The sequence below is a fragment of the Pseudonocardia acidicola genome (assembly GCF_012911935.1).
Lineage (GTDB): Bacteria > Actinomycetota > Actinomycetes > Mycobacteriales > Pseudonocardiaceae > Pseudonocardia > Pseudonocardia acidicola.
Map to the genome: position 1 here is coordinate 1 of NZ_JAAXLA010000027.1, position 23,100 is coordinate 23,100.

Genomic DNA, 23,100 nt, shown 5'->3' on the forward strand with positions numbered 1-23,100 from the left:
GGGGACCAGCCGGGGCGGGCCAGCAGGCGCAGGCCGTTCAGGCACACCAGGACCGTGGACAGCTCGTGGCCGGCCACCCCGAGCGCGAGCGGCAGCGTGCCGACGAGGTCCCAGCCGACCAGGAAGACGATCACCGCGGCGGCGAACGCCAGGTTGGCCTGCGCGACCCGGCGGGCCCGGCGGGCGAGTGTGATCAGCGGGGCCAGGTTGCCCATCGGGTCCCGCAGCAGCACCCCGTCGGCGGCCTGCACGCTCAGCGCGCTGGCCCCCTCCCCGACGGCGAGCCCGACATCGGCCGTGGCCAGCAGCGGAGCGTCGTTGACGCCGTCCCCGGCGGCGAGGACCGTGCGGCCCTCGCGCTGCCAACCGGCGACCACCGCGGTCTTGTCCGCCGGGAGCAGCTCGGCGTGCAGGCCGGCCTGCGCATCGGCCAGGCCCAGCCTGCCGGCGACCGCGCGGGCCGGCACCGCGGCGTCGCCGGTGAGCAGCGCGGGACCGCGCCCGATCAGCTCCGTCAGCGCGGCCACCGCGGCGCCGGCCTCCGGGCGCAGCTCGTCGGCCAGCGCGAGCACACCCACCGGGCGGGCGTCGGCGAGCACGACGACCGCGGTGTGGCCGTCCCGCTCGAAGCCCGCGACCACCCGGCGGGCCCCGGCATCGTCGTCCTCCAGCAGCGCGGGGTGCCCGACCGCGACCTCGGTGCCCGCCACCACAGCGCGGACCCCGCGCCCGGGCAGCGCGACGAAGTCGCGCACCTGCGGCAGGACGACGGCGCGGCGGCGCGCCTCCTCGCGGACCGCCCGGCCCAGAGCGTGCTCGCTCCCGGACTCCGCCGCCGCGGCCAGCGCCAGCACATCCTCGGGCGTGCCCCGCAGCGCCGCGACGCCCACCACCTGCGGGACGCCGCGGGTGACCGTCCCGGTCTTGTCCAGCGCCACCGCGTCGACGGCAGCCAGCGCTTCGATCACCGTCGCGTCCTTGACCAGCACACCGTTGCGCCCGGCGGCGGCGATCGCCGCGAGCAGCGGGGGCATGGTGGCCAGCACGACGGCGCACGGCGAGGCGACGATCATGAACGTCATCGCCCGCAGCAGCGTCGGCTCGAAGGCCGCACCGAACAGCAGGGGCCCGACGAGCAGCGCGACCGCGCCCGCGACCACCAGGACCGAGTAGCGCTGCTCGATCCGCTCGATCAGCAACTGCCGGCGGGCCTTGGTCTCGCCGGCCTGCTCGACCTGCGCGGCGATCCCGGCGACGAGCGTCTCGGCGGGGTCGCGGTCGACCCGCACCCGCAGCGTCCCGGTGCCGTTGATCGTGCCCGCGTACACGGTGTCGCCTGGGACGGTGCGCCGCGGCAGCGGCTCCCCGGTGAGGCTCGCGGTGTCGACCTCGCTGGCCCCGTCGATCACCTCGCCGTCGGCCGGGATCTTCTCCCCCGGGCGGACCAGCACCTCGTCGCCGACGACGAGGTCGCGGGCCGGGACCTGCCGCTCGCCGTCGGGGCCGATCCGGGTCGCGGTCTCCGGGGCCAGGTCGAGCAGGGCATGGATGCTGTCGCGGGTCCGCGCGGTCATCACCGCCTCGAGCGCCCCCGAACTGGCGAAGATGACGATCAGCAGGCCGCCGTCGAAGTACTGGCCGATCGCCGCGGCGGCGATCGCGGCCACGACCATCAGCAGGTCGACGTCGAGCCGGCGCTCGCGCAGGGCCTGCAGCCCGGACCAGGCCGGCTCCCAGCCGCCCGCGACGTAGCAGACCAGGTAGGCCGCGCCGACGAGCGCGACGGGCGCCCCGGCGAGGTCGCCGGACACGGCGATGCCGAAGGCCGCCAGGGACAACGCCGCGCGCCGGACGTCCGGCACCGACCAGAGCGATGACATGCGTGGGAGCATAACTGCGCACTCACGCAGATACGAAGGCAGCTGCCCACGCAGACGTGAAGCCACATACCTGCGCATTCCCTCAGGTGAGCAGGCGGAGCTAGACTCGCCTCGTGCACGACGGCATTCCCGGCTTCGAGATGCCGCACCCGGAGGACGTCCGGCGAGCGGCGGAGTCGCTGCGTCTGCTGGCCGACCCCACCCGGATCAAGATCCTCTGGGCCCTGCTGCAGGGCGAGACGTCGGTGGCGTGCCTGGCCGAGCTCGTCGGCGCGGCGCCCACCGCGGTGAGCCAGCACCTCGCCAAGCTGCGGCTCGCCGGCCTCGTCGAGGGCCGTCGCGAGGGCACCTTCGTCTACTACTCGGTCGAGGGCAGCCACGTCCGCGCGCTGCTCACCGAGGCCCTCGGGCACGCGACCGCCGGCGCGCGCTGAGCGATCCCGCCCGTCAGGCCGGTCGCAGCCGCGCCGTCCCCACCACCGCCGGGCCGGCCGGTGTGCTCGCCAGGATCTCCCAGCCGCCGTCGCGCTCGGCGAGCTCCACGGAGAACGGCGTCCCCTCGGTCACCGGCGACACGAACTTCACCTCGAGGCTGCCCCGCCCGGACCACTCCGGGACCTGCGCGCACAGCTGCTTCTCGATCACCGCGAGCAGGTAGACGCCCTGGACCAGGGTCTTCCCGAACGGCGTCGTGGCCGCGAACTCCGGTTCGGTGTGGATCAGGCCGGTACCGCCGCTGGCCACCCCGAAGTCGTCCATGTCCTGCTGGCTGAACGTCCTCGTGCTCATCGCGTCGCATACCCCCACAGCAGCGTCGACCGCACCCGGCAGACCACGTCACCGTCCCTGGCGTACTCGGTGTCCAGCACCACCGTCGGCCGGCCCCTGCGCATCGCGGCCTCGGTGACCGTCACCGCGACGCTCAGCACGTCGCCGACCCGGGCCGCGCCGAACTGCTCCACCTGCTGGCGGGCGTGCACGCTGCCCTGCTCCATCCGCCCGCCCATCGCCCGGTAGATCGGCAGGAACGTGCAGTACACCCACGGCGGCACCACGACGCGCTCACCCGGTGGCGCGTCGACCAGACGGTCGTAGGACGCGACGAGCTCCGGTGTGAGCGGGTACGTCGTGCGGTACACCGACCCCGGCTCCAGCTGCGCGAACGGGATGTCGGCGAACTCCTGCGCGATACGCGGCATCAGGCCTCCTCGGGGTCCGGCCCGGCCACCCGGACCAGCGCGTCGGCGACGACCACGCCGTCACGCAGGACGAACACCGGATTCAGGTCGATCTCGGGCAGCGCGCCACCGGTCGCGGCAAAGTGCGTGGAGAAGCGCAGCACCAGGTCCACCAGTGCGTCCACGTCGAGCGGCTCGGCCCCCCGCGCCCCGGTGAGCAGCGGATGGATCGCCAGCGCCCGGAGCGCGTCGGCGACGCCGGCGCGGTCCAGCGGCGGGATCAGCAGCTGGAAGTCACGCAGCACCTCGACGTGCACGCCACCCGACCCGACCAGCACCGTCGGCCCGAACACCGGATCCCAGGTCGCCCCGAGCGAGATCTCCACCCCGCCGCGGACCATCCGCTCGACCAGGACACCCTCGATCGGCGTCACCCCCGCGGTGCGGCCCGCGGCGAGCACCTCGGCGGCGGCGCGCTCGACCGCGTCGGCGTGGGTCAGCCCGAGCCGGACCGCGCCCAGCTCCGTCTTGTGCGCGGCGGCCGGCGAGCACAGCTTGACCACCAGCGGGTAGCCCAGGTCCACCCGCGCGGCGGCGGCCGGGCTCGGCACGAGCCGGCCCGGGACGACCGGCAGCTCCCAGGCCGCCATCAGCGCCTTGCCCGCGTGTTCGCTGAGGAAACCGGGGGGCGCCCCCTCGGGCAGCGGGACCGCCAGGGGCGCCGCGGCGGGCGGCGGGGTCCGGCGCAGCCACTCGCAGTGTTCGGCGAAGCGGGCGACGGCGCGGACGCAGGCGGCGTCGTCGTCGAAGGTGGGTACGCCGCGCGCGGTGAGCCGCTCCCCGAGGTCGGGGCGCCCGCCCACGGACGCGGCGGCCACCAGCACCCCGCGGGTCGCGGCCTCGGCGTGCAGCGCGGCGATGTCGGAGACGATCGCGTCGATGTCGTAGGTCGGGCCGACGATGCCCAGCGCGACCAGCACGATGTCGACCCACGGGTCGGCGGCCAGCAACGGCAGCACGTCGGTCAGCACCCGTGGCTGCTGCACGATCTGCCCGGTGACGTCGACCGGGTTGCCCACCGCGGCGAACGACGGCAGCACCGCGCGCAGCGCCTTCCGGGTGCCCTCGGTGAGCTCGGCGAGCTCGAGGCCGCCGGCGACCGCGGCGTCGGCCATCATCACGCCGAGGCCGCCCGAGTTGCTGACGATCGCGAGCCGGTTGCCGCGCACCGGCACCGACGTCCCGAAGACCCGCGACAGCTCGGACAGCTCGCCGAGGCTGCGCGCGCGGACCACCCCGTGCCGGCGCAGGAACGCCTCGACGACCACCTCCGGCTGGGCCAGCGCGCCGGTGTGTGAGCCGGCCGCCTTCGCGCCGGCCTCCGTCGCCCCGGCCTTGACCATCAGCACCGCCTTGCCCGACCGGCGGGCCTTCTCCGCGGCCGCGGCCAGCCGCGGCGCGTCGGCGAGGTGTTCGCCGTAGGCCTGCACGACCCGCACGCCCGGGTCGTCGAGCACCGCGTCGATCAGCTCGGCGACGGTCACGTCGGCCTCGTTGCCGGTCGCCACCCAGTAGCGCAGCCCCGTGGCGTGCGGGTGCTGCAACGCCGCCAGCATGCCGGCCACCGCGCCGCTCTGGCTGACGATCGCGACCGCACCGTCGCGCAGCGGAAAGTTGGTGAAGGTGCTGGAGAAGCTGGTCACGGCGCCGCTGGCCAGGTTGGCCACGCCCTGGCAGTTCGGCCCGAGCAGCCGCATCCCGTGGGCGCGGGCCGTGGCCACCATCTCCCGCTGCACCCGCTCGCCGTCGCCGCCGAGCTCGGCGAACCCGCTGCTCAGCACCACGCAGGCGCGCACCCCGCGGCGCGCGCACGCGGCCACCGCGTCCGGCGCGGCGCCGGCGGCGGTGACGACCACCGCCAGGTCGACCCCCTCGGGCAACTGGTCGGCGGCGCGCAGTGCGGGCAGCCCCTGCACGGTGTCCCGGGTCGGGTTGACCGGCAACACCTTGCCGGCGAAGCCGTAGTCGGACAGGAACCGCAGCAGCCTGCCGCCGATCTTGTCCGGGTCGTCGGACGCCCCGATGACCGCGATCGATGCGGGGTCCAGCAGCGCGGTGAGCCCTGGATCGGTCATGCTCAGCTCGGCTCCACTCGTCGGCGGATCACCGGCGGTTCGCCGGTGGTTCCACGGTTCACCCCGACCAGGCCGCGGCCCCGCGGGTCACCGCCGTAGGCCGCGTGCATCCGGGGGCCGGCGGCGCGCAGGCCGCCGTCGACGGTGATCTCCTCGCCGGTGACGAAACGGGAGGCGTCCGAGGCCAGGAACACGATCACCTCGGCGACGTCCTCCGGCCGGCCCAGGTCCGGCCACGGCTGCGCCTCGTCCATCACCGACCGGGCCGCGTCGACGGCGTCACCGATCAGCGGGGTGACGATCAGTCCCGGGCACACCGTGTTGACCCGGATCCGGTCGGCGCCGAGCTCGGCCGCGGCCACCTTGCCCAGGTTGAGCACCGCCGCCTTGGCCGCCGAGTACGCCTGCGGTCCGGCACCACCGCTGAACGCCGCGACCGACGCGGTGTTGACGATCGAGCCGCCGCGGCCGGCCGCCCGCATGGCCAGCGCGCCGTGTTTGATCCCGAGGAAGACGCTGCGCACGAGGACGGCGAACGTGTAGTCCCAGTCCTGCACCTCGATCTCGGTGAGCGCGCCGAACGCGCCGCCCACCCCGGCGTTGTTCACCACGCAGTCGATGCGCCCGAACGCGTCGACGGTGGCCGCCACCGCGGCGGCGACGTCGTCCTCCTGTGCGACGTCGGTCCGCACGAAGGTCGCGCCCAGCTCGTCGGCCGTCGCCTTCCCGGTCTCGGCGTTGAGGTCGGCGAGCACGACCTGCCAGCCCTCGGCCAGCAGCCGCGCGACGGTGGCCCGGCCGATCCCGCTCGCACCGCCGGTGACCAGTGCGGCCTTCCCGTCCCCCATCAGGCCTGCCTCGCCGCAGCGCTGCCCAGATGCGCGTACTCCTCGCGCAGCCTACGTTTGAGGATCTTGCCGCTCGCGTTGCGCGGCAACGCGTCGACGAACACCACGTAGCGCGGGCGCTTGTACCCGGCCAGGCGTTCCCGGCAGTAGGCGATGACCTCGTCGGAGGTCAGGCTGTGCCCGTCGTTGAGCACGATCGCCGCGCACGGCGTCTCGTCCCACTTCGCATCCGGCACACCGATCACCGCGGACTCCTGGATCGCGGGATGGTCCGCGAGGATGTTCTCGATCTCGGCGGGATAGATGTTCTCCCCGCCGGAGAGGATCATGTCCTTGACCCGGCCGATGATGTAGATGTAGCCGTCGGCGGTGATCCGGGCCAGGTCACCGGTGCGGCACCAGCCGTCGACGAACGTCTCCGCGGTGGCCTCCGGTTTGCCCCAGTACACCCCGCACACCGACGGGCTGCGCGTCCACAGCTCGCCGTCGGTGTCGGCCGGGAGCTCCTCGAGCGTCGCCGGGTCGACGATCTTGACCTCGGTCAGCGGCAGCGGGCGGCCGACGCTGGTGCGGTGGTCGTCGAGCCGCTCGGGGTCCATGACGCTGGTCATCGCGCCGCCCTCGGTGAGCCCGTAGGCCTGCTCCATGCGCACCTGCGGGAACCGGGTGCGGATCTTGTCCACCGCCCAGCCGAGGATCGGCGAGCCGCCGGTGACCACCCGGCGCAGCTCCGGCACGTCGACCCGGTCGAGCTCCGGCCAGGACATCCACTGGTAGATCGTGGCCGGCAGCAGGAAGACGTCGGTGCAGCGGTGGTGCTGCAGCACCCCGACGATCGTGTCGATGGTCAGCCCGGTGGAGCGCATCATCACCGCGTGCCCGCCGCTCATCAGCACCGGCAGCACGCAGTCCTCGAAGCCGCTGACGTGGAACATCGGGGTGGTGCCCAGGTGTACCGAGCGTTCGTCGTAGCGCCAGTACATCGCCTGCATCGCGCCGAACCACAGCGTCTGCCCGTGCGTCCACAGCGCACCCTTGGGGTAGCCGGTGGTGCCCGAGGTGTACATGATCATGCAGGGGTCGGTGAGCGAGGGCTCGGCCGCGGCGGGCTCGCTCGCGTCGGCGTCCTCGAGCACCGACTGGCCGAGCGCGCCGGGCAGCGCCGAGCCGTCGGCGTCGAGGTCGGTGTCGAGCACGAACACGATCGACGTGCGGACCGGCGTCTCGGCGAGCACCGGGGCGATCGTCGCGGCGAAGCGCCCGTGCAGGCACAGCACGCTGGTCCCCGAGTCGGTCAGCGCGTAGCGCAGCTCCGCACCGGTGAGCCGCCAGTTCAGCCGGACCGCGATCGCGCCGAGCCGGGTGATGGCCAGGTACATCGCCCAGTACTCGAGGCTGTTCGACAGCAGCATCCCGACCCGGTCGCCGGCCTGTACGCCCTGGGCCGCCAGCCCGTTGGCGTAGCGGTTGGTCCGCTCGGCCAGCTCGGCGTAGGTCCAGGTCCGCTCGTTCTCCAGCGAGATGGCGGGCCTGTCGCCGGCTCCGCCGCGGGCGGGTTGCAGCAGGTTGCGCGTGATGATCCCGGTGAACACGCTGATTCCCTCCGATGGGGCAGGTGACCTGGACTACTGGGCGAACGTACTGTTGTGTTGGACACACGTCCAGAGGAGGAGCCCGATGCCCTCGCGGAGCTACGGCGACCGCCTGCTGTCGCCCAATCAGGAGTTCCGGCGCGGTGAGATCGTCGAGGCGGCGTGCCGGCTGTTGCGGACCCAGGGCGTGGCAGCGTGCACCGTCCGCACCATTGCCGACGAGGCCGGCGTGAGCAAGGGCGTCATCCACTACTACTTCGCCGACGTGCACGAGCTCGTCGAGCTCGGCTTCGCGCAGCTGGCCCGGTCGTTCTACGCGCACATCGATGAGCACGCGGCCGCGATCGCCGACCCGGTGCAGGCGCTGTGGGACGCGATCGTCTCCTACGTGACGCCGTGGGACGCGCACGCGAGCATGGCCGGGCTGTGGTGCGAGTACTACGTGGCGAGCCTGCGCGCGGGCCGGCTCGACGGGGTGGTCGCGATGCAGCGGGCCATGCACGACCTGTTCGCCGGGGCGCTGGCCCGGGTCGCGCCGGACGCCGTCCGGCACGCCGGGGCCCTCACCCGGCACGTCACCGGGACCGTGCTCACCCAGACCCAGATGCCCGTCGACGTGCCCGAACTGCTCGCGGAGATCAGCCGCATGATCGGGGTCCCGGCGCCGGCCACGGTGGGCGCGGGCTGCGACGACCCGGGGTGCGTGTTCCACTCCGCCCGCCGATCGAGGTCGGCCTGATGGGCGGCCCGCTGCGCACCGCGCTCGACGACCGGACACCGGTGCTGGTCGGCGGCGGCCAGGTGGTGCGCCGCGACGGCGACCCCGCCCCGGACAGCGAGCCGGTCGCCCTGATGGCGGCGGCGCTGCGCGCGGCCGCCGCGGACGCGGGGGCGCCCGGCCTGCTGCGGCGCGCCACCGGTTTGTGGGTGGTGGACCCGCTGACCTGGGCCTACCGCGACCCGGTGGCACCGGTCGCGGAACGGCTCGGTATTGCGCCGCGGCACCGGGTGCGCACCACGGTCGGCGGCCAGCTCCCCCAGCAGCTCGTCGGCCGGGCCGCGGAGCTCGTCGCCCGCGGCGAGCACGACGCGGTGCTGATCTGCGGCGCCGAGTCCGGACGCAGCCGGCGCGCGGCCGACAGGGCCGGGACCCCGCCGCCGTGGATCATCCAGGGACCGGAGGTCACCGAGCCGGAGCGCCTCGGCGGCGACCGGGACCCGATCCACGACGGCGAGCGGGCCATCGGGATGCGCCGCCCGCTGGACTACTACCCGCTGTTCGAGAACGCGCTGCGCGGCACCGCCGGGCGGAGCATCGACACGCACGTGGCCCGGATCGCCGGGCTGTGGAGCCGGTTCTCCGCCGTCGCCGCAGCCAATCCGCACGCCTGGCGGCAGCAGGCCGTGCCGGCCGCGGCGATCGCCGACGCGTCCCCGGGAAACCGGCTGGTGAACTTCCCGTACCGCAAGCTGATGAACGCGAACCCGCTGGTCGACATGGGCGCCGCGGTCATCGTGTGCTCGGTGGCGGCCGCGCGGGCCGCCGGGGTCCCGGCGCGGCAGTGGGTGTTCCCGTGGGCGGCGGCCGAATCGAACGACCACTGGCACGTCGGGCAGCGGTGGGACCTCGGCGCGTCGCCGTCCATCGCCGCCAACGGCCGCGCGGCGCTGCGCGCCGCCGGGATCGGGATCGACGAGATCGCGCACGTCGACCTGTATTCGTGCTTCCCGTCCGCGGTGCAGGTCGGCGCGGCGGCGCTCGGGCTGCCCGCGGACGACCCGGACCGGCCCCTGACGATCACCGGTGGGCTGACCTTCGGCGGCGGGCCGGGCAGCAACTACGTCGGCCACTCGCTGGCCACGTTGCTCGGCCGGCTGCGCGCCGACCCCGGTTCGGTCGGGCTGATCACCGGCAACGGCTGGTTCCTCACCAAGCACACGCTGGGGCTCTACGGCAGCGAACCGCCGCCCACCCCGTTCCGCCGCCTCGACGTGCAGGCCGAGGTCGACGCCGGGCCACGCCGGGAGGTCGTGACCGGCTACCGCGGCCCGGTGACGCTGGAGACCTACACCGTGCTGCACGGTCCCGGCGGCGCCCCGGACCGCGCGTTCGCGGCCGGCCTGCTCGCGGACGGGCGCCGCACCTGGGCCGCGAGCACCGCCCCCGATGTGCTGAAGGCGCTGGAGACCGAGGAGCTGCTGGGCAGCGCCGTCGCGGTGCGCGACGGGGAGCTGCGGCCGGGGGGAGCGATCCGATGAGGCCAGGGATGCCGGACGGCGCGGTCGACGTGCACGCGCACGTGATGACCGGCCCGGCGCCCGGGGTGGACGGCGCGGCGTACGCGCCGTTCGAGGCGCCCGCCGAGGAGTTCCTGGTCCATCTCGACGAGCTCGGGCTGGCCCGCGGAGTGATCGTCAACCCGAGCGTCTACGGCGGCGACCACCGGGTGCTGGTCGACGCGCTGCGCGCCCACCCGGACCGGCTCCGCGGCGTCGCCGTGATCGGCGCGGACATCGACGACGCCACACTGGCCGTCCTGCACGAGGCCGGGGTGCGGGCCTGCCGGGTGCAGGACCGCTTCGCCGGAGGCGCCTCGGTCACCGAGCTGCCGGCGCTGCTGGACCGGGTCGGGGCGCTGGGCTGGCACGTCGAGATCTGGACCGACCCGCGCGAGCACCTCGACCTGCTCCGGGACGCGGCCCGGCGCGGCCGGATCGTGCTCGACCATCTCGGGCTCATCCCCGCCCCGGCCCCCGGCGACCCCGACCAGGCCGTCCCGGTGCTGCGTGAACTGCTGGCCGCAGGGGACTGCTGGGTGACGCTGTCCGGGGCCTACCGGCTGTCGCCGGGCGAGCCGGAGGCGGTGGCGGCGCGGGCGCTGCGGGAACGGGTCGAGGCGGTGCTGTCGGCCGCCCCCGACCGGGTGGTGTGGGGCAGCGACTGGCCTTACGTCGCGCCGCCGACGGTCCCGACACCGGCCGATCACCGCGCGGTGCTCGACACCTGGCTGCCCGATCCGGACCAGCGCCGGCAGGTGCTGGTGGACAACGCGGCCCGGCTCTACCGCTGGGCGGACTGAGCCGACCGCAGGCCGTGCTCGGCGAGCGGGCCGACCTGCAGGCCCTCGGCGCGCCAGCCGTCGAGCAACCGCGGCAGCGCGGCCAGCGTCCGGCGCCACGAGCCCGGCGTCGAGGTGCAGTCGGAGTCGTGCAGCAGGACGGTGCCGCCCGATGCGGGCCTGCGGCCCACTGCGGCGACGATCGAGCTCGCCGAGGCCCGCGCCGACCAGTCCCGCCCCCAGGCCGTCCACAACACGGGGACGAGTCCGGCGCGCCGGGCGGCCCGGGCCGCGCCCGCGGCGAACACCCCGTAGGGCGGCCGGTACCAGCGCGGCCGCTGCCCGGTGACCTCACCGACGAGGTCCCGCGCGCGCACCAGGTGCTCGGCGGTGCGCCGCGGCCCGCGCAGCAGCAGACAGCGGTGGTCCCAGCCGTGCACCGCCACCTCGTGCCCGGCCGCGGCCAGCTCGCGGCCGAGGCCGGGGGCGCGCTCCAGCATCGTGCCGAGCACGAAGAACGTGGCCCGCACGTCGTACTCGGCGAGCAGCCGCAGGAACGCCGGGGTGGACGCCGGGTCGGGCCCGTCGTCGAAGGTCAGTGCGAGGTGCCCGGGCCTACCGGCACCGGCGAGCGCGGGGGCGGTCAGCCGGCGCAGCGGCCCGATCGCGGTCAGCGCCGGGGCTGCATGCAGCCCCGCACCGGCCGCACCGGCCAGCAGGGCGGAGCGGGCAGCCGGCTTCACGGCCGCGGCCCGCGCGAGGCCGCCCGCAGCGCGGCGACGGCCCGCGGCACCGTGGCGCCCCGCCTGAGCCCTGCCAGACGCAGCACCGTCTCGGCGGCACCGGGGGCGTCGAACAGCGCCGCGGCCGGGGAGACGGCGGCGTCCCCGGCCGGGAGGGCCGGCTCGGCGGCGCCGGAGAGCACGCGCTGCAGCACCGGCGCCAGGTCGTCGGCCCGCTGGATCAGCGGCACCAGACCGGCGCGGTCCAGGGCGATCGAGTTCGCCAGGCCGTGCCCGGGCACGCAGCGGTAGCTCACCAGCGGCGTGCCCACCGCCATCGCCTCGAGCGAGGTCAGGCCGCCCGCGTTCTGCACCACGACGTCGCAGGCCGCCAGCAGTTCGGGCATCGCATCCGTCCAGCCGAGCGCGATCCCGTGGCCCGCCTCGTCCACCCGCCGGCGCAGCTCGTCGTTGCGCCCGCACGCGACCACGGGGGTGGCCAGCCCGGTCGCGGCGACCTCGGCCACGGTGTCGTCGATCTCCCCCACACCCCAGGAGCCGGCGACGATCAACGCGAGCGGGGCGGTGACGGGCAGGCCCAGGCGGTGCCGCAGCCGGGCCCGCGCCACGGCGCCCTCGACCGGGGCGAACGCCGGCGGAACCGCCGGACGCACCACCGCGATGCCGTGGGCGCCCAGCCGGGAGGCCTGCCGGGCGGGTTCGGCGTGCAAGGCGAGGTGAGCGTCCACGCCGGGTGCGACCCACAGCGGATGCACCGACATGTCCGTCAGGTAGGTGATCACCGGGACGCCCAGCCGGCCGGCCCGGCGCAGCCGCCCGGCGGCCTGGCTGGCCAGCGGATAGGCGGACACCACCGCCCGGGTGTCCGGCGGCAGCACCGCGAGCATCCGGGACGCGGCCAGCTGGCTGATGGCCTCGCTCGCGCCGCGCAACAGCCGGGACCGCTCCAGCTCGGCGTGCAACCAGCCCCAGCTGCCGGGGACCGCGCGCAACTGCAGCGCGTACGCCCCCCGCAACGCCCGGCCGAGCGAGCCCGGCAGCAGGTCCAGGAAGTCGTGGACGGTGCAGGTGCAGCCGTGGCCGGTGAGCCTGCGGGCCAGCTCGCGCGCCGCCCCGTCGTGGCCGGCACCCACACTCGCCGACAGGATGACGATCCGCCCACCGCGGCTCGGCTCGCTGTGCGGAACCCACGGGTGGGTGGCGACCCGGTCGGCCGGGATCGGTCCGGCGGTGACGCGAGCGCCGGTTGCTCCGGCACCTCCCGCCGGTAGCAGCCAGGTCACATCGCCTCCAGCGGATCACGCCCCGTGCCGGGCGATAGTGCACGGGCGATCGATAACGCGAGGTAAGCGTCGGGTCAGCGAGGGGTATACCGGCCGTGTCAGTGCGCCGAATCACCCCGCGGGGGCGACGGGCTCAGCCGATCGCGACCGGCCGGCGGTGCTCGGCGTCCAGCGCCGCCACGGCCGCGCGGGCCGCGGCCGGGTCGACCGCGGCGCACGCCGCAGCGGCCCGGGACCGGCACTCGTCGAGCGTGACGGCGGCCAGCGCCGCGCCCACCCCAGCCAGCGCACCGGAGCCCATCGACAGCGTCGCCATGCCCAGACCCACCAGCACCGGGGCCAGCCCGGGGTCGGCGGCGGACTCGCCGCACACCCCCACCGGCGTCCCGGTCGCCGTGGAGGCCTCGCCGAGCAGCCGGATGAGCCGCAGCAGCGCGGGCTGCCACGGGTCGTTGAGGGCGGCCAGCGCGCCGGACTGCCGGTCGGCGGCGAACAGGTACTGGGCCAGGTCGTTGGTGCCGACGCTGGCGAAGTCGACCTCGGCGAGGATCTCCCGGGCGGTCAGCACAGCGGCCGGGACCTCGATCATGACTCCGGCCTGCGTGATGCCGTGCGCTCGGCAGCGCGCGACGAACCACGCGGCCTCCTCGGCGGTGGCGACCATCGGGGCCATCACCTTGAGCTGCGCTCCACTCCCGTCGGCGGCGGCGACCAGCGCCGCGAGTTGACGGTCGAGCAGGTCGGCGCGGGCGCGCGCGACGCGCAGTCCGCGCACGCCCAGCGCGGGGTTCGGCTCACCGTCCTGGACGAGGAACGGCAGCGGCTTGTCCGCGCCCGCGTCCAGGGTGCGCGCGGTGACCGGCAGGCCCGGGAACGCCGACAGCACGCCGGCGTAGATCTCGTGCTGGCGGGCCGGCGAGGGCTCCTCGGTGGCGGAGAGGAAGGCCAGCTCGGTGCGCAGCAGGCCGACGCCCTGCGCGCGGTGCCCGGCTGCGGTGGCGGCCCCGGCAGAGTCGCCGACGTTGGCCAGCAACGGGACGCGGTGCCCGTCGGCGGTGCGGCCCACGCCGTCCCACTCGGCCACGGCGGCCGCCGGGCCGGTGACGTCGGCGACCTCGGCGACCTCACCCGTCGAGCCGTCGACGAGCACCGCGGCCCCCTCGGCCAGCGACGTGGCGCCCGCGCAGCCGACGACGGCCGGGATGCCCAGTGAGCGGGCAAGGATGGCGGTGTGGCTGGTCGGGCCGCCCTGTTCGGTGACCAGCGCGAGCGCGACGCCCGGGCGCAGGCCCGCGGTGTCGGCCGGGGCCAGGTCGGCGGCCACCAGCACGACCGGGGACTCCAGGTCGGCCAGGTCGGGGCAGCCCGGCGCGGGCAGGCCGAGCAGCTCGGCGACGATCCGGTCGCGCACGTCCTCGATGTCGCGGACCCGCTCGGCCATGTACCCGCCCATCCCGGCGAGCAGGTCGGCGAACGCACCCGCGGCCTCGTGGACCGCGCGCGCGGCCGGGCGCCCGCCGGCGAGCACCAGTTCGCGGGCGTTGTCGAGCAGCGCGGGGTCGGTGACCATCGCGACGGTCGCGAGCAGGACGTCGTGCGCGTCGCCGGTGACCGCCGCGGCCCGGGCCTCCAGCCGGCCCGCGACCGCCTGCACCGCGGGCTCGATACGCGCGGCCTCGGCGACCGGATCGGTGGGGGCGGGGCCCGCCGGGGGCTCGCCCGCGGCGGTGTCGTTCCCGCCCACCCGGACCACCCGCCCGCTCGCCCGGCCGGGGCTGGCCGGGATCCCGTTCATCGTCCGCATCGACATGAGTTCACTCCTGCGACAGATCCCCGTTGACAAACACAGTTAAACCCACATACTCAGACAGAAGCAAGCAGCGAAGCAGGAGCAAACAAACATGTACGCAGCGGAGCGTCAGCAGTGGTTGCTCAACCGGGCGCGCGATGACGGCCGGGTGGACGTCGCCGCCACCGCCGAGGAACTGCAGGTCACGCCGGAGACCATCCGCCGCGACCTCGGTGTCCTGGAGCGCCAGGGTCTGGTGCGCCGGGTGCACGGCGGCGCCATCCCCGCCGACCGCCTCGACTTCGAACCGGCCGTCGGCCAGCGCGACGCCGTCTCCGCCGCGGAGAAGGAGCGCATCGCCAAGGCCGCACTCGGTGAACTCGACGGCCGGCACACCGTGCTGGTCGACGCCGGCACCACGACCGCCCGGCTGGCCACGCTGCTGCCGACCGACCGCGAGCTCACCGTCGTCACCAACGCGCTGCCGATCGCGTCGATGCTGGCCGCCCGGCCCAACATCACCCTGCGGCTGCTCGGCGGCCGGGTCCGCGGCACGACGATGGCCACCGTCGACGACTGGACCGTCGACACCCTGGCCACCCTGACCGTCGACGTCGCCTTCCTCGGCACCAACGGCTTCTCCGCCGACCGCGGCCTGACCACCCCGGACCCCGCCGAGGCCGCCGCGAAGCGGGCCATGATCGGCGCCGCCCGGCGGGTGGTCGTGCTTGCCGACGCGACCAAGCACGGCGCCGACCAGTTCGTCCGCTTCGGCCGGCTCGACCAGGTCGACCTGCTGATCACCGACACCGGCCTGGGCGTGGACGACGCCGCCCACCTCGAGGCCGCCGGACCGAGAGTGGTGCGCGCATGATCGTGACCGTCACGCCCAACCCCAGCCTGGACCGCACGATCGAGCTGGCCCGACTGCAGCGGGGCCAGGTACTGCGCGCCCGGTCGGTCCGGCTCGATCCGGGCGGCAAGGGCGTCAACGTGGCCCGTGCGCTCAACGCCGCCGGCATCGAGACGGTGGCCGCGCTGCCGTCCGGCCGGGCTCCCGGCGGGCGACTGTCCGAACTGCTCGACGCGCACGGCGTGCGCGCGGTGACCGTCCCCATCTCCGGCGCCACCCGCACGAACATCACCCTGGTGGAGCCGGACGGCACCACCACCAAGATCAACGAGTCCGGCCCGGTCCTCACCGCGGCCGAGGTCGTGGAGCTCGCCGACCAGGCCGCCGAGCTGAGCACCGGGGCGTCGTGGCTGGTCAGCTGTGGTTCCCTGCCGGCCGGCATCTCGGAGTCCTTCCACGCCGACCTGGTCCGCCGGGCCCGCCGGGCCGGCACCCGGGTCGCGGTCGACGCCAGCGGCGCCCCGCTGCGGGCGGCGTGCGCGGCCGCGCCGGACCTCGTCAAGCCCAACCACGACGAGCTGGCCGAGCTCGTCGGCCGCACGCTGTCCAGCCTCGGCGACGTCCTGGCCGCGGCCCGTGAACTGCGCTCCGGAGGGGTGGGCGCAGTGCTGGTCAGCCTGGGCGCGGGTGGCGCGGTGCTGGTCGACGCGACCGGCGAGTACCACGCGGCCACCCCACCGATCACCGTGCGCAGCACGGTCGGTGCGGGCGACGCGACGCTGGCCGGTTTCCTCGCCGCCGGCGGGGACGGGCCGGAGGCCCTGCGGCTCGCGGTCGCCTACGGCGCCGCCGCCTGCCGCCTGCCGGGCAGTGCGATGCCCGGCCCGCACGACATCCACATCGACGACGTCCGGGTGGTCGGCACGCCGGACGCATCACTCGCCCTGACCGGAGGAGCAGCATGACCGAACCGTTGATCACCGCCGATCTCGTGGACCTCGACCTGCCCTCGGACGACCGCCGCACCGCGGTGGAGTCGCTGGCGCAGCGTCTGCTCACGGCCGGGCGGGTGACCGACCTCGACCGGTTCCTCGCCGACATCGAGGCCCGGGAGGCGCAGATGCCGACCGGTCTCGAGGGCGGCATCGGCATCCCGCACTGCCGCTCCGCCGCCGTCACGGCGCCGACCCTGGGGTTCGGCCGCAGCGCCACGGGCGTCGACTTCGGCGCCGAGGACGGGCCCGCCCGGCTCGTCTTCCTGATCGCCGCCCCCGCGGGCGGCGACACCGACCACATGACGGTATTGGCCGCGCTGGCCCGCCGGTTGGTCCGCAAGGCGTTCAAGGACGAGTTGCTCGGTGCGACCGACGCCGGGCACGTCGCCGACTACATCCAGCAGGAAGTAGGGGGTTGAGGACATGAAGCTGCTCGCCGTCACCGCGTGCCCGACCGGTATCGCGCACACCTACATGGCCGCCGAGGCCCTCGAACAGGCCGCCGCCGACGCGGGCCACGAGATGATCGTCGAGACCCAGGGTTCCGCGGGTTCGGACCCGTTCCCGGCCGACGCGCTCGCCGCCGCCGACGCGATCATCCTGGCCGCCGACGTGGAGGTGAGGGACAAGGAGCGCTTCGCGCACCTGCCCACCGTGCACAGCGGGGTCAAGAAGGCCATCAGCGGCGCCGACGACCTCATCGCGCAGGCCGTGGCCGCCGCGGAGGAACGGGCCGCCGCGCCCGCCGGCACCGTTGCGGCGCCGCGGGCGCCCGAGCTGCAGACGAAGGTGTCCGCCGGCATGGGCGCCGGGGCCAGGATCCGCGGCTGGCTGATGACCGGGGTCAGCTACGTGATCCCGTTCGTCGCCGCGGGCGGTCTGCTGATCGCGCTCGGCTTCGCCCTGGGCGGCTACCAGATCAGCGACGCGCCGCCCGTCACCGAGCAGTTCTCCTGGACCTCGCAGGTCAGCTGGGCCGCGCTGCTGTTCCAGCTCGGTGCGCTCGCGTTCGGCTTCCTCGTGCCGGTGCTGGGTGGGTTCATCGCCTACGCGATCGCCGACCGCCCGGCCCTGGTGCCCGGTTTCGTCGGCGGCATGGTCGCGGTGAAGGTCGGCGCCGGATTCCTCGGCGGCCTGGTCGCCGGTCTGCTGGCCGGTGGCGTGGTCTACGCGATGAAGAAGTGGAAGGCGCCCAAGGCGGTCGCCGGGATCATGCCGGTGCTGGTGCTGCCGCTGTTCGGCACGCTGATCGTCGGCGCGATCATGTTCGTGGTGGTCGGTGCGCCGCTGGCCGCCGCGACCAGCGGGCTGACCAACTGGCTCAACAGCCTGTCGGGCGGCAACGCGCTGCTGCTCGGCGCGATCCTCGGCCTGATGATGGCCTTCGACATGGGCGGGCCGGTCAACAAGGCGGCCTACGCGTTCGCCGTCGCCGGGCTGTCGACCGGCTCCGGCACCGCACTGCTGATCATGGCCGCGGTGATGGCCGCGGGCATGACCCCGCCGCTGGCCCTGGCGCTGGCCACGGTCCTGCGCAAGAAGCTGTTCAGCGAGGTCGAGCGGGAGAACGGCCGGGCCGCCTGGCTGCTGGGCGCCTCCTTCATCACCGAAGGCGCCATCCCGTTCGCCGCGGCCGACCCGTTGCGCGTCATCCCGTCGATCATGGCCGGGTCCGCGGTGGCCGGCTCGCTGTCGATGGCCTTCGGCAGCACCCTGCGGGCCCCGCACGGCGGCATCTTCGTGCTCCCGCTGATCGGCAACCCGTGGGGCTACCTGGTCGCGATCATCGCCGGGACGCTCGTGTCCACCGCGCTGGTCATCGCCCTGAAAACGCTGGGCCGGCGCAAGGCCGCCGCGATCACGGACACCGCGGTCGCCGCCGCGTCCCCGTCCAGCACCGCCCGGACCGCAGCCGCGCGCGTCTGAGCCGCACCGTCGTCGAAGAGGAGATCCGTCATGGCGCAACGTCGAGTGAAGGTCGGTTCGTCGGTGGGCCTGCACGCCCGCCCGGCGCAGATCTTCTGCAAGGCCGCCGCGGCCCAGCCCACGAAGGTGAGCATCGCCGCGGGTGACCGGGGCCCGGTGGACGCCCGCAGCATCCTCAGCGTGCTCGGGCTGGGCGTGGGCAGCGGTGAGGAGGTCGTGCTCTCCGCCGCGGACGACACCGACGGCGAGGCCGCGGTCGAGGCGCTGGCCGAGCTGCTCGCCACCGATCTGGACGCGGTGCCCAGCAGCTGATCCCGCACGCCCACGACGGCGCGGCACCCGGAGGGGGGTGCCGCGCCGTCGGCGTCTCCCGATGGCGGCGCCCGGCGGACCACAGCACGATGAGCACCACTTCCGTTCCCAGTGCCGCGAGCGGGCCCACCCCGGACGCCGACGGAGGACCCCATGACCGATGCGGCACGCTCCCCCAGACCGCAACTGCTGGCCGCCGCCTCCGTCGCGGCGCACGCGGGCGTCGTCTCCGAGTCCGAGCACGAGGCGTTGCGCGCCGACATCCGGCGGCTCTCCACGATGCTCGGGCGGACCGTCGCCCAGCAGAGCGGTGACGAGCTGCTCGAGCTGATCGAACAGGTGCGCCGGCTGTCCCGGGCCGCGACCGAGGGCGAGAACGGCACCGACAGCGCGGACACCGAGATCACCCGGCTGCTGTCCGGGCTGGACGCGGGCACCGCCGTCGCGCTGGCCCGGGCGTTCTCGCAGTACTTCCAGCTGGCCAATGTCGCCGAGCAGCTGCACCGCAGCAACGAGCTGCGCACGCTGCGCCCGGCCGATCGCCGTCCGCTGCGCACGGTCATGCAGCGCCTGGCCCGCGACGCCGACCACGACGAGGTTCAGGCCGTCCTGGCCCGCGCCGAGCTGCGCCCGGTCTTCACCGCGCACCCCACCGAGTCGACGCGGCAGTCGGTGCTGGGCATCCTGCGCCGGGTGGCCGACGCGCTCGATCGCGGCGCCCCCGACGAGGAGCTCACCGCGCTGATCGATCTGCTCTGGCAGACCGACGAGATCCGCCCGGGCAAGCCGACCGTGGCCGACGAGGCCCGCGCCATCGGCTGGTACATGGAGCAGCTCGGCAGCCACGCGGTGCCCGAACTGCTGGCCGCCCTCGAAGCCGAGGCGCGCGCGGCCGGCTTCGAGGTGCCCGGCACCGCGCGGCCGCTGGCACTCGGCACCTGGGTGGGCGGCGACCGCGACGGCAACCCGAACGTGACCCCCGCCGTCACCGCCGAGGTCATGCGGCTCTACGCGGACCGTGCGCTGCGCATCCACCGCGACCTCGCCGAGACACTGGTGTCCGAGCTGAGCATCTCCACCCGGGTCGTCGGGGTGTCGGAGGAGCTGCGCGCGTCGCTGGCCCGCGACCGCCGGGCGCTGCCCGAGATCCACGACCGCTACATCCGGCTCAACGCGAACGAGCCCTACCGGCTCAAGGCCTCCTACGTCCAGGCCCGGCTGGAGAACACCCGGGGCCGGCTGGCCGCCGGCACCCCGCACGTCGAGGGCCGGGACTACCTGGGGGCCGCGGGCTACCTCGCCGACCTGGAGGTGATGGACCGGTCGCTGCGCCGGCACCTCGGCGAACGGATCGCCGACGCAACGCTGGCCCGCGCGATCCGCACCGGCCGCGCGCTCGGGCTGCACCTGGCCGCCCTCGACGTCCGTGAGCACGGCGACGCCCACCACGAGGCGCTGGCCGCGCTCTACGCCCGGCTCGGCGAGCCGGACACCCCTTACCAGGAGCTGGATCGGGAAGGCCGGACCGCGCTGCTGTCGCGGGAACTAGCGGGTGGGCGCCCGCTGGCCGCCCGGCACGGTGACCTGCCTGAACCCGCCGACCGGGTGATGGCCACGTTCGACATGCTGCACGACGCCCAGCACCGCTACGGGGAGGAGGCGGCGAGCACCTACATCGTCTCGATGGCCAAGGGCGTGGACGACCTGCTCGCCGTCGCGGTGCTGGCCCGCGAGGCCGGGATGGTGGACCTGTCGGAGTCCACCGGGCGCTCGTCGCTGGACCTGGTGCCGCTGTTCGAGACCGTCGAGGAGCTCAGCCGGGCCGGCGCGCTGCTCCACGGGCTGTTGTCCGACCCCGGCTACCGCCGGCACGTGCGCCAGCGCGGCGACGTGCAGGAGGTGATGCTCGGCTACTCCGACTCCAACAAGGGCGCCGGCATCACCACCTCGCAGTGGGAGATCCACCGTGCCCAGCGCCAGCTCCGCGACGTCGCGGCCGAGCACGGGGTGCGGCTGCGGCTGTTCCACGGGCGCGGCGGCTCGGTGGGCCGCGGCGGCGGGCCCGCGGGCGAGGCCGTCGCGGCGACCCCGTTCGGGACCGTCGACGCCACGATGAAGGTCACCGAGCAGGGGGAGGTCGTCTCGGACAAGTACTCGCTGCCCGCGCTGGCCCACGACAACCTCGAGATCATGCTGGCCGCGATGCTCGACGCGACGCTGCTGCACCAGGCCTCGCACTGGCCCGCGGGCACGCTCGCCCGCTGGGACGAGGCGATGACCGCGGTCAGCGACGCGGCCCGGTCGGCCTACCGGCGGCTGGTGGAGTCGCCGGGACTGCCGGAGTTCTTCACCACGGCCACCCCGGTCGAGGAGCTGGGCCGGCTCAACGTGGGCTCGCGACCGTCGCGGCGCCCGGGCCGGGGCACCCCGACGCTGGACGACCTGCGCGCGATCCCGTGGGTGTTCGGCTGGACGCAGACCCGGATGGTGGTGCCCGGCTGGTACGGGGTGGGCAGCGGCCTGCGGGCGGCCCGGGAGGCCGGGTACGGGCCGGTGCTCGACGAGATGCGCGAGTGGGCGTTCTTCTCCAACCTGCTCGGCAACGTCGAGATGACGCTGGCCAAGACCGACCTGCGGATCGCCGCCGACTACGTCTTCGCGCTGGTCGACCCGGCGCACCAACCGATCTTCGACGACATCCGCGCCGAGCACGAACGGACCCTGCGCGAGGTGCTGCGGCTGGCCGGCGCGGGAACCCTGCTGGCCCGCCATCCGGTGCTGCGCAACACCCTCGCCGTGCGGGCCGCCTACCTGGAGCCGCTGCACCACCTGCAGGTGGAACTGCTGGCCCAGCGCCGCAAGGTCGACGAGCCCGATCCCGACCTGCACCGGGCGCTGCTGCTGACGATCAACGGCATCGCCGCGGGCCTGCGCAACACCGGGTGAGCGCCGCTCAGGTGCGGTGCAGTTCGAACTCCGGGCGCGCCGGCGTCACCCGCGGGTGCGGCTGCGGTCGGTGCCGCGCGCGCCACCGGACGAGTTCGGCGACGGCGAGGGCCAGCGCCACCAGCATGGCCCCCGCTGCGCAGAACAGCGCGTCCGACACCGCCCGCCCGTAGTCGCCACCGCGGCTCAGCGTCGCGTAGAAGATCCCGGCCAGCAACGCGGTGCCCATCGCGGCGCCGATCCGTTGCCCGGTCTGCAGGGCCCCGCCGGCGGCGCCGGCCATCTTCACCGGAACCGCCTCCAGGGCGAGGGTGATGTTGGGCGTGACCACCATCCCGCCGCCGATCCCGGCCACGAACAGCGGCGCGGCGCAGGCGAGCCCCGCCGAGAGGCCGCTGACATGGCGCAGCACCAGCGCGGTGGCCAGCAGCCCTGCCGCCACCACGGTAAGCCCGGCCACCGTGAGCCACCGACCGAGCCGGGGCACCAGCCGGCCGGAGACCATCGAGGAGAGCGCGGCACCCAGCGCGAACGGCGTCACCGCCAGGCCCGACCGCAGCGCGGAGTAGCCGAGTCCGAACTGGAAGTACATCGCCAGGACCAGCCAGATGCCGGTGAACCCCGCGAAGTACACCAGCCCGATGAGCAGCCCCTCGGGGTAGCCGGGGGTGTGCACCAGGCTCGGATCGAGCAGCGGCTGGTGGCCGCGGCGCACCGTGTACGCCTCCCAGCGGGCGAAGAGCACGAACAGGACCACCGCGAGGAGGTAGGCCCACCACCACCGGCTCAGCCCGCCGCTCTGGCCGTCGACGAGCGGCAGCAGCACGGCGACCACCCCACCGCCCAGCAGCACCGTTCCCACCAGGTCGAGGTGCGCCCGGCCGGCCCGCCGGGTGGTCCGCGGTACCCACCGGGCGGCCAGCACGAGGGCCACGATCCCGATCGGGACATTGACGTAGAACACCCAGCGCCAGGCCTCCGGGCCGTTGCCCAGGGTGATGATCAGACCGCCGAGCACCGGCCCCACCGCGGTGGCGAGCCCGATGGTCGCGCCGAGCACACCGAAGGCCCGGCCGCGCTCAGGCCCGCGGAACAGGTCCTGGATCAGCGCGGAGTTCTGCGGGGCGAGGGTGCCGGCCGCGACGCCCTGCAGCAGCCGCGCCACCACCAGCAGCTCGGCGGTCGGTGCCGCCCCGGCGCCGGCGCTCGTCAGCACGAAGGCGGCCAGCGCGATGAGGAACATCCGGCGCCGGCCCATCAGGTCGCCGAGCCGGCCGGCCGGGACCAGCGCCAGCCCGAAGGTCAGGGCGTAGCCGGACACCACCCACTGCACCTGCTGCGGTGAGGCGTGCAGTCCACGCTCGATGGAGGGCACCGCGACGTTCACGATGCTGACGTCGAGCAGGGTCATGAAGCCGGCGATCTGCGTCACGAACAGCGCGCGCCAGCGCCGGGGGTCCGGCGTCCAGGCCGCCGCGGGGGCGGCCGGCGCCGGGCTGGACGGATCGCCTTGTCGGCTCGTCACCCCGTCCATCGTCCGCGCCCCGGGGGCACGTTGGCC

General features: G+C 75.0%; 20 protein-coding genes. 10 read left to right on the plus strand and 10 right to left on the minus strand.

Annotated features, from left to right (window positions below):
- A partial coding sequence (locus HF526_RS15855; protein ID WP_169382215.1) for a heavy metal translocating P-type ATPase occupies positions 1-1,880 on the minus strand: 1,880 nt, incomplete at its 3' end.
- Between the two features lie 140 nt (positions 1,881-2,020).
- Between HF526_RS15855 and HF526_RS15860 the strand changes: the two genes are divergently transcribed.
- A complete protein-coding gene (locus HF526_RS15860; protein ID WP_211177300.1) occupies positions 2,021-2,314 on the plus strand; it encodes an ArsR/SmtB family transcription factor in 294 nt (97 codons plus the stop codon).
- 13 nt (positions 2,315-2,327) lie between these two features.
- Here HF526_RS15860 and HF526_RS15865 read toward each other — a convergent pair whose 3' ends face one another.
- From HF526_RS15865 to HF526_RS15885, 5 genes are read right to left on the minus strand one after another with little or no spacing between them, the layout of a single operon-like run.
- Entirely contained in the window at positions 2,328-2,669 is a 342-nt protein-coding gene (locus HF526_RS15865; RefSeq protein WP_169382217.1) for a MaoC family dehydratase, read from the minus strand.
- Positions 2,666-3,079 carry a hypothetical protein gene (locus HF526_RS15870; RefSeq protein WP_169382218.1) on the minus strand — a complete coding sequence of 138 codons (414 nt, stop codon included), beginning with the start codon at positions 3,077-3,079 and terminating at the stop codon, positions 2,666-2,668. Before HF526_RS15870 ends, HF526_RS15865 begins: the two co-directional genes overlap by 4 nt.
- Positions 3,079-5,193, minus strand: a complete 2,115-nt coding sequence (locus tag HF526_RS15875; protein WP_169382219.1) for an acetate--CoA ligase family protein — start codon at positions 5,191-5,193, stop codon at positions 3,079-3,081. The genes HF526_RS15870 and HF526_RS15875 overlap by 1 nt, the downstream gene beginning before the upstream one ends.
- A 2-nt stretch (positions 5,194-5,195) precedes the next feature.
- A complete protein-coding gene (locus tag HF526_RS15880; protein ID WP_169382220.1) occupies positions 5,196-6,041 on the minus strand; it encodes an SDR family NAD(P)-dependent oxidoreductase in 846 nt (281 codons plus the stop codon).
- Positions 6,041-7,633, minus strand: a complete 1,593-nt coding sequence (locus tag HF526_RS15885; protein ID WP_169382221.1) for an AMP-binding protein — start codon at positions 7,631-7,633, stop codon at positions 6,041-6,043. Before HF526_RS15885 ends, HF526_RS15880 begins: the two co-directional genes overlap by 1 nt.
- An 85-nt stretch (positions 7,634-7,718) precedes the next feature.
- Between HF526_RS15885 and HF526_RS15890 the strand changes: the two genes are divergently transcribed.
- The 3 genes from HF526_RS15890 to HF526_RS15900 are packed head-to-tail and all read left to right on the plus strand — an operon-like array spanning position 7,719 to position 10,713.
- Positions 7,719-8,372, plus strand: a complete 654-nt coding sequence (locus HF526_RS15890) for a TetR/AcrR family transcriptional regulator (RefSeq protein ID WP_169382222.1) — start codon at positions 7,719-7,721, stop codon at positions 8,370-8,372.
- Complete coding sequence (locus HF526_RS15895; protein WP_338051507.1) at positions 8,333-9,892, plus strand: hypothetical protein; 1,560 nt, start codon at positions 8,333-8,335, stop codon at positions 9,890-9,892. Before HF526_RS15890 ends, HF526_RS15895 begins: the two co-directional genes overlap by 40 nt.
- Positions 9,889-10,713, plus strand: coding sequence for an amidohydrolase family protein (locus HF526_RS15900; RefSeq protein WP_211177295.1), 825 nt, complete (start codon positions 9,889-9,891; stop codon positions 10,711-10,713). Before HF526_RS15895 ends, HF526_RS15900 begins: the two co-directional genes overlap by 4 nt.
- Here the strand turns inward: HF526_RS15900 and HF526_RS15905 are convergent.
- From HF526_RS15905 to HF526_RS15915, 3 genes are all read right to left on the minus strand, one after another.
- Positions 10,695-11,435, minus strand: coding sequence for a polysaccharide deacetylase family protein (locus HF526_RS15905; RefSeq protein WP_169382224.1), 741 nt, complete (start codon positions 11,433-11,435; stop codon positions 10,695-10,697). The two genes, HF526_RS15900 and HF526_RS15905, sit on opposite strands and share 19 nt — an antisense overlap.
- Entirely contained in the window at positions 11,432-12,718 is a 1,287-nt protein-coding gene (locus HF526_RS15910) for an MGDG synthase family glycosyltransferase (RefSeq protein ID WP_169382225.1), read from the minus strand. The genes HF526_RS15905 and HF526_RS15910 overlap by 4 nt, the downstream gene beginning before the upstream one ends.
- A 133-nt stretch (positions 12,719-12,851) precedes the next feature.
- A complete protein-coding gene (locus HF526_RS15915) occupies positions 12,852-14,528 on the minus strand; it encodes a phosphoenolpyruvate--protein phosphotransferase (protein WP_169382226.1) in 1,677 nt (558 codons plus the stop codon).
- A 91-nt stretch (positions 14,529-14,619) separates the two neighbouring features.
- Here HF526_RS15915 and HF526_RS15920 point away from each other — a divergent pair, with 91 nt between their 5' ends.
- From HF526_RS15920 to ppc, 6 genes are all read left to right on the plus strand, one after another.
- A complete protein-coding gene (locus tag HF526_RS15920; protein WP_169382227.1) occupies positions 14,620-15,381 on the plus strand; it encodes a DeoR/GlpR family DNA-binding transcription regulator in 762 nt (253 codons plus the stop codon).
- Positions 15,378-16,325: a 1-phosphofructokinase gene (gene pfkB, locus HF526_RS15925; RefSeq protein WP_169382228.1), complete on the plus strand. Its 948-nt coding sequence runs from the start codon at positions 15,378-15,380 to the stop codon at positions 16,323-16,325. The genes HF526_RS15920 and pfkB overlap by 4 nt, the downstream gene beginning before the upstream one ends.
- Positions 16,322-16,774 carry a PTS sugar transporter subunit IIA gene (locus HF526_RS15930; RefSeq protein WP_169382229.1) on the plus strand — a complete coding sequence of 151 codons (453 nt, stop codon included), beginning with the start codon at positions 16,322-16,324 and terminating at the stop codon, positions 16,772-16,774. Before pfkB ends, HF526_RS15930 begins: the two co-directional genes overlap by 4 nt.
- Before the next feature lie 4 nt (positions 16,775-16,778).
- Positions 16,779-18,281 (plus strand): PTS fructose transporter subunit IIC, encoded by a 1,503-nt coding sequence (locus tag HF526_RS15935; RefSeq protein ID WP_169382230.1) that lies wholly within the window; start codon positions 16,779-16,781, stop codon positions 18,279-18,281.
- 30 nt (positions 18,282-18,311) lie between these two features.
- Positions 18,312-18,593: an HPr family phosphocarrier protein gene (locus tag HF526_RS15940; RefSeq protein ID WP_169382231.1), complete on the plus strand. Its 282-nt coding sequence runs from the start codon at positions 18,312-18,314 to the stop codon at positions 18,591-18,593.
- A gap of 153 nt (positions 18,594-18,746) precedes the next feature.
- Positions 18,747-21,539, plus strand: coding sequence for a phosphoenolpyruvate carboxylase (gene ppc, locus HF526_RS15945; protein WP_169382232.1), 2,793 nt, complete (start codon positions 18,747-18,749; stop codon positions 21,537-21,539).
- Positions 21,540-21,546: 7 nt separating this feature from the next.
- On the opposite strand, the gene HF526_RS15950 is transcribed toward ppc, so the two are convergent.
- Positions 21,547-23,073 (minus strand): MFS transporter, encoded by a 1,527-nt coding sequence (locus HF526_RS15950; protein ID WP_169382233.1) that lies wholly within the window; start codon positions 23,071-23,073, stop codon positions 21,547-21,549.
- Between the last annotated feature and the right edge of the window lie 27 nt (positions 23,074-23,100).

Coding starts and splice junctions, on each gene's coding strand:
- HF526_RS15865 (WP_169382217.1), bottom strand. CDS start 2,669: ATGAGCACGAGGACGTTCAGCCAGCAGGACATGGACGACTTCGGGGTG.
- HF526_RS15875 (WP_169382219.1), bottom strand. CDS start 5,193: ATGACCGATCCAGGGCTCACCGCGCTGCTGGACCCCGCATCGATCGCG.
- HF526_RS15930 (WP_169382229.1), top strand. CDS start 16,322: ATGACCGAACCGTTGATCACCGCCGATCTCGTGGACCTCGACCTGCCC.
- HF526_RS15880 (WP_169382220.1), bottom strand. CDS start 6,041: ATGGGGGACGGGAAGGCCGCACTGGTCACCGGCGGTGCGAGCGGGATC.
- HF526_RS15935 (WP_169382230.1), top strand. CDS start 16,779: ATGAAGCTGCTCGCCGTCACCGCGTGCCCGACCGGTATCGCGCACACC.
- HF526_RS15860 (WP_211177300.1), top strand. CDS start 2,021: ATGCCGCACCCGGAGGACGTCCGGCGAGCGGCGGAGTCGCTGCGTCTG.
- HF526_RS15950 (WP_169382233.1), bottom strand. CDS start 23,073: ATGGACGGGGTGACGAGCCGACAAGGCGATCCGTCCAGCCCGGCGCCG.
- ppc (WP_169382232.1), top strand. CDS start 18,747: ATGACCGATGCGGCACGCTCCCCCAGACCGCAACTGCTGGCCGCCGCC.
- pfkB (WP_169382228.1), top strand. CDS start 15,378: ATGATCGTGACCGTCACGCCCAACCCCAGCCTGGACCGCACGATCGAG.
- HF526_RS15940 (WP_169382231.1), top strand. CDS start 18,312: ATGGCGCAACGTCGAGTGAAGGTCGGTTCGTCGGTGGGCCTGCACGCC.
- HF526_RS15915 (WP_169382226.1), bottom strand. CDS start 14,528: ATGTCGATGCGGACGATGAACGGGATCCCGGCCAGCCCCGGCCGGGCG.
- HF526_RS15900 (WP_211177295.1), top strand. CDS start 9,889: ATGAGGCCAGGGATGCCGGACGGCGCGGTCGACGTGCACGCGCACGTG.
- HF526_RS15920 (WP_169382227.1), top strand. CDS start 14,620: ATGTACGCAGCGGAGCGTCAGCAGTGGTTGCTCAACCGGGCGCGCGAT.
- HF526_RS15890 (WP_169382222.1), top strand. CDS start 7,719: ATGCCCTCGCGGAGCTACGGCGACCGCCTGCTGTCGCCCAATCAGGAG.
- HF526_RS15870 (WP_169382218.1), bottom strand. CDS start 3,079: ATGCCGCGTATCGCGCAGGAGTTCGCCGACATCCCGTTCGCGCAGCTG.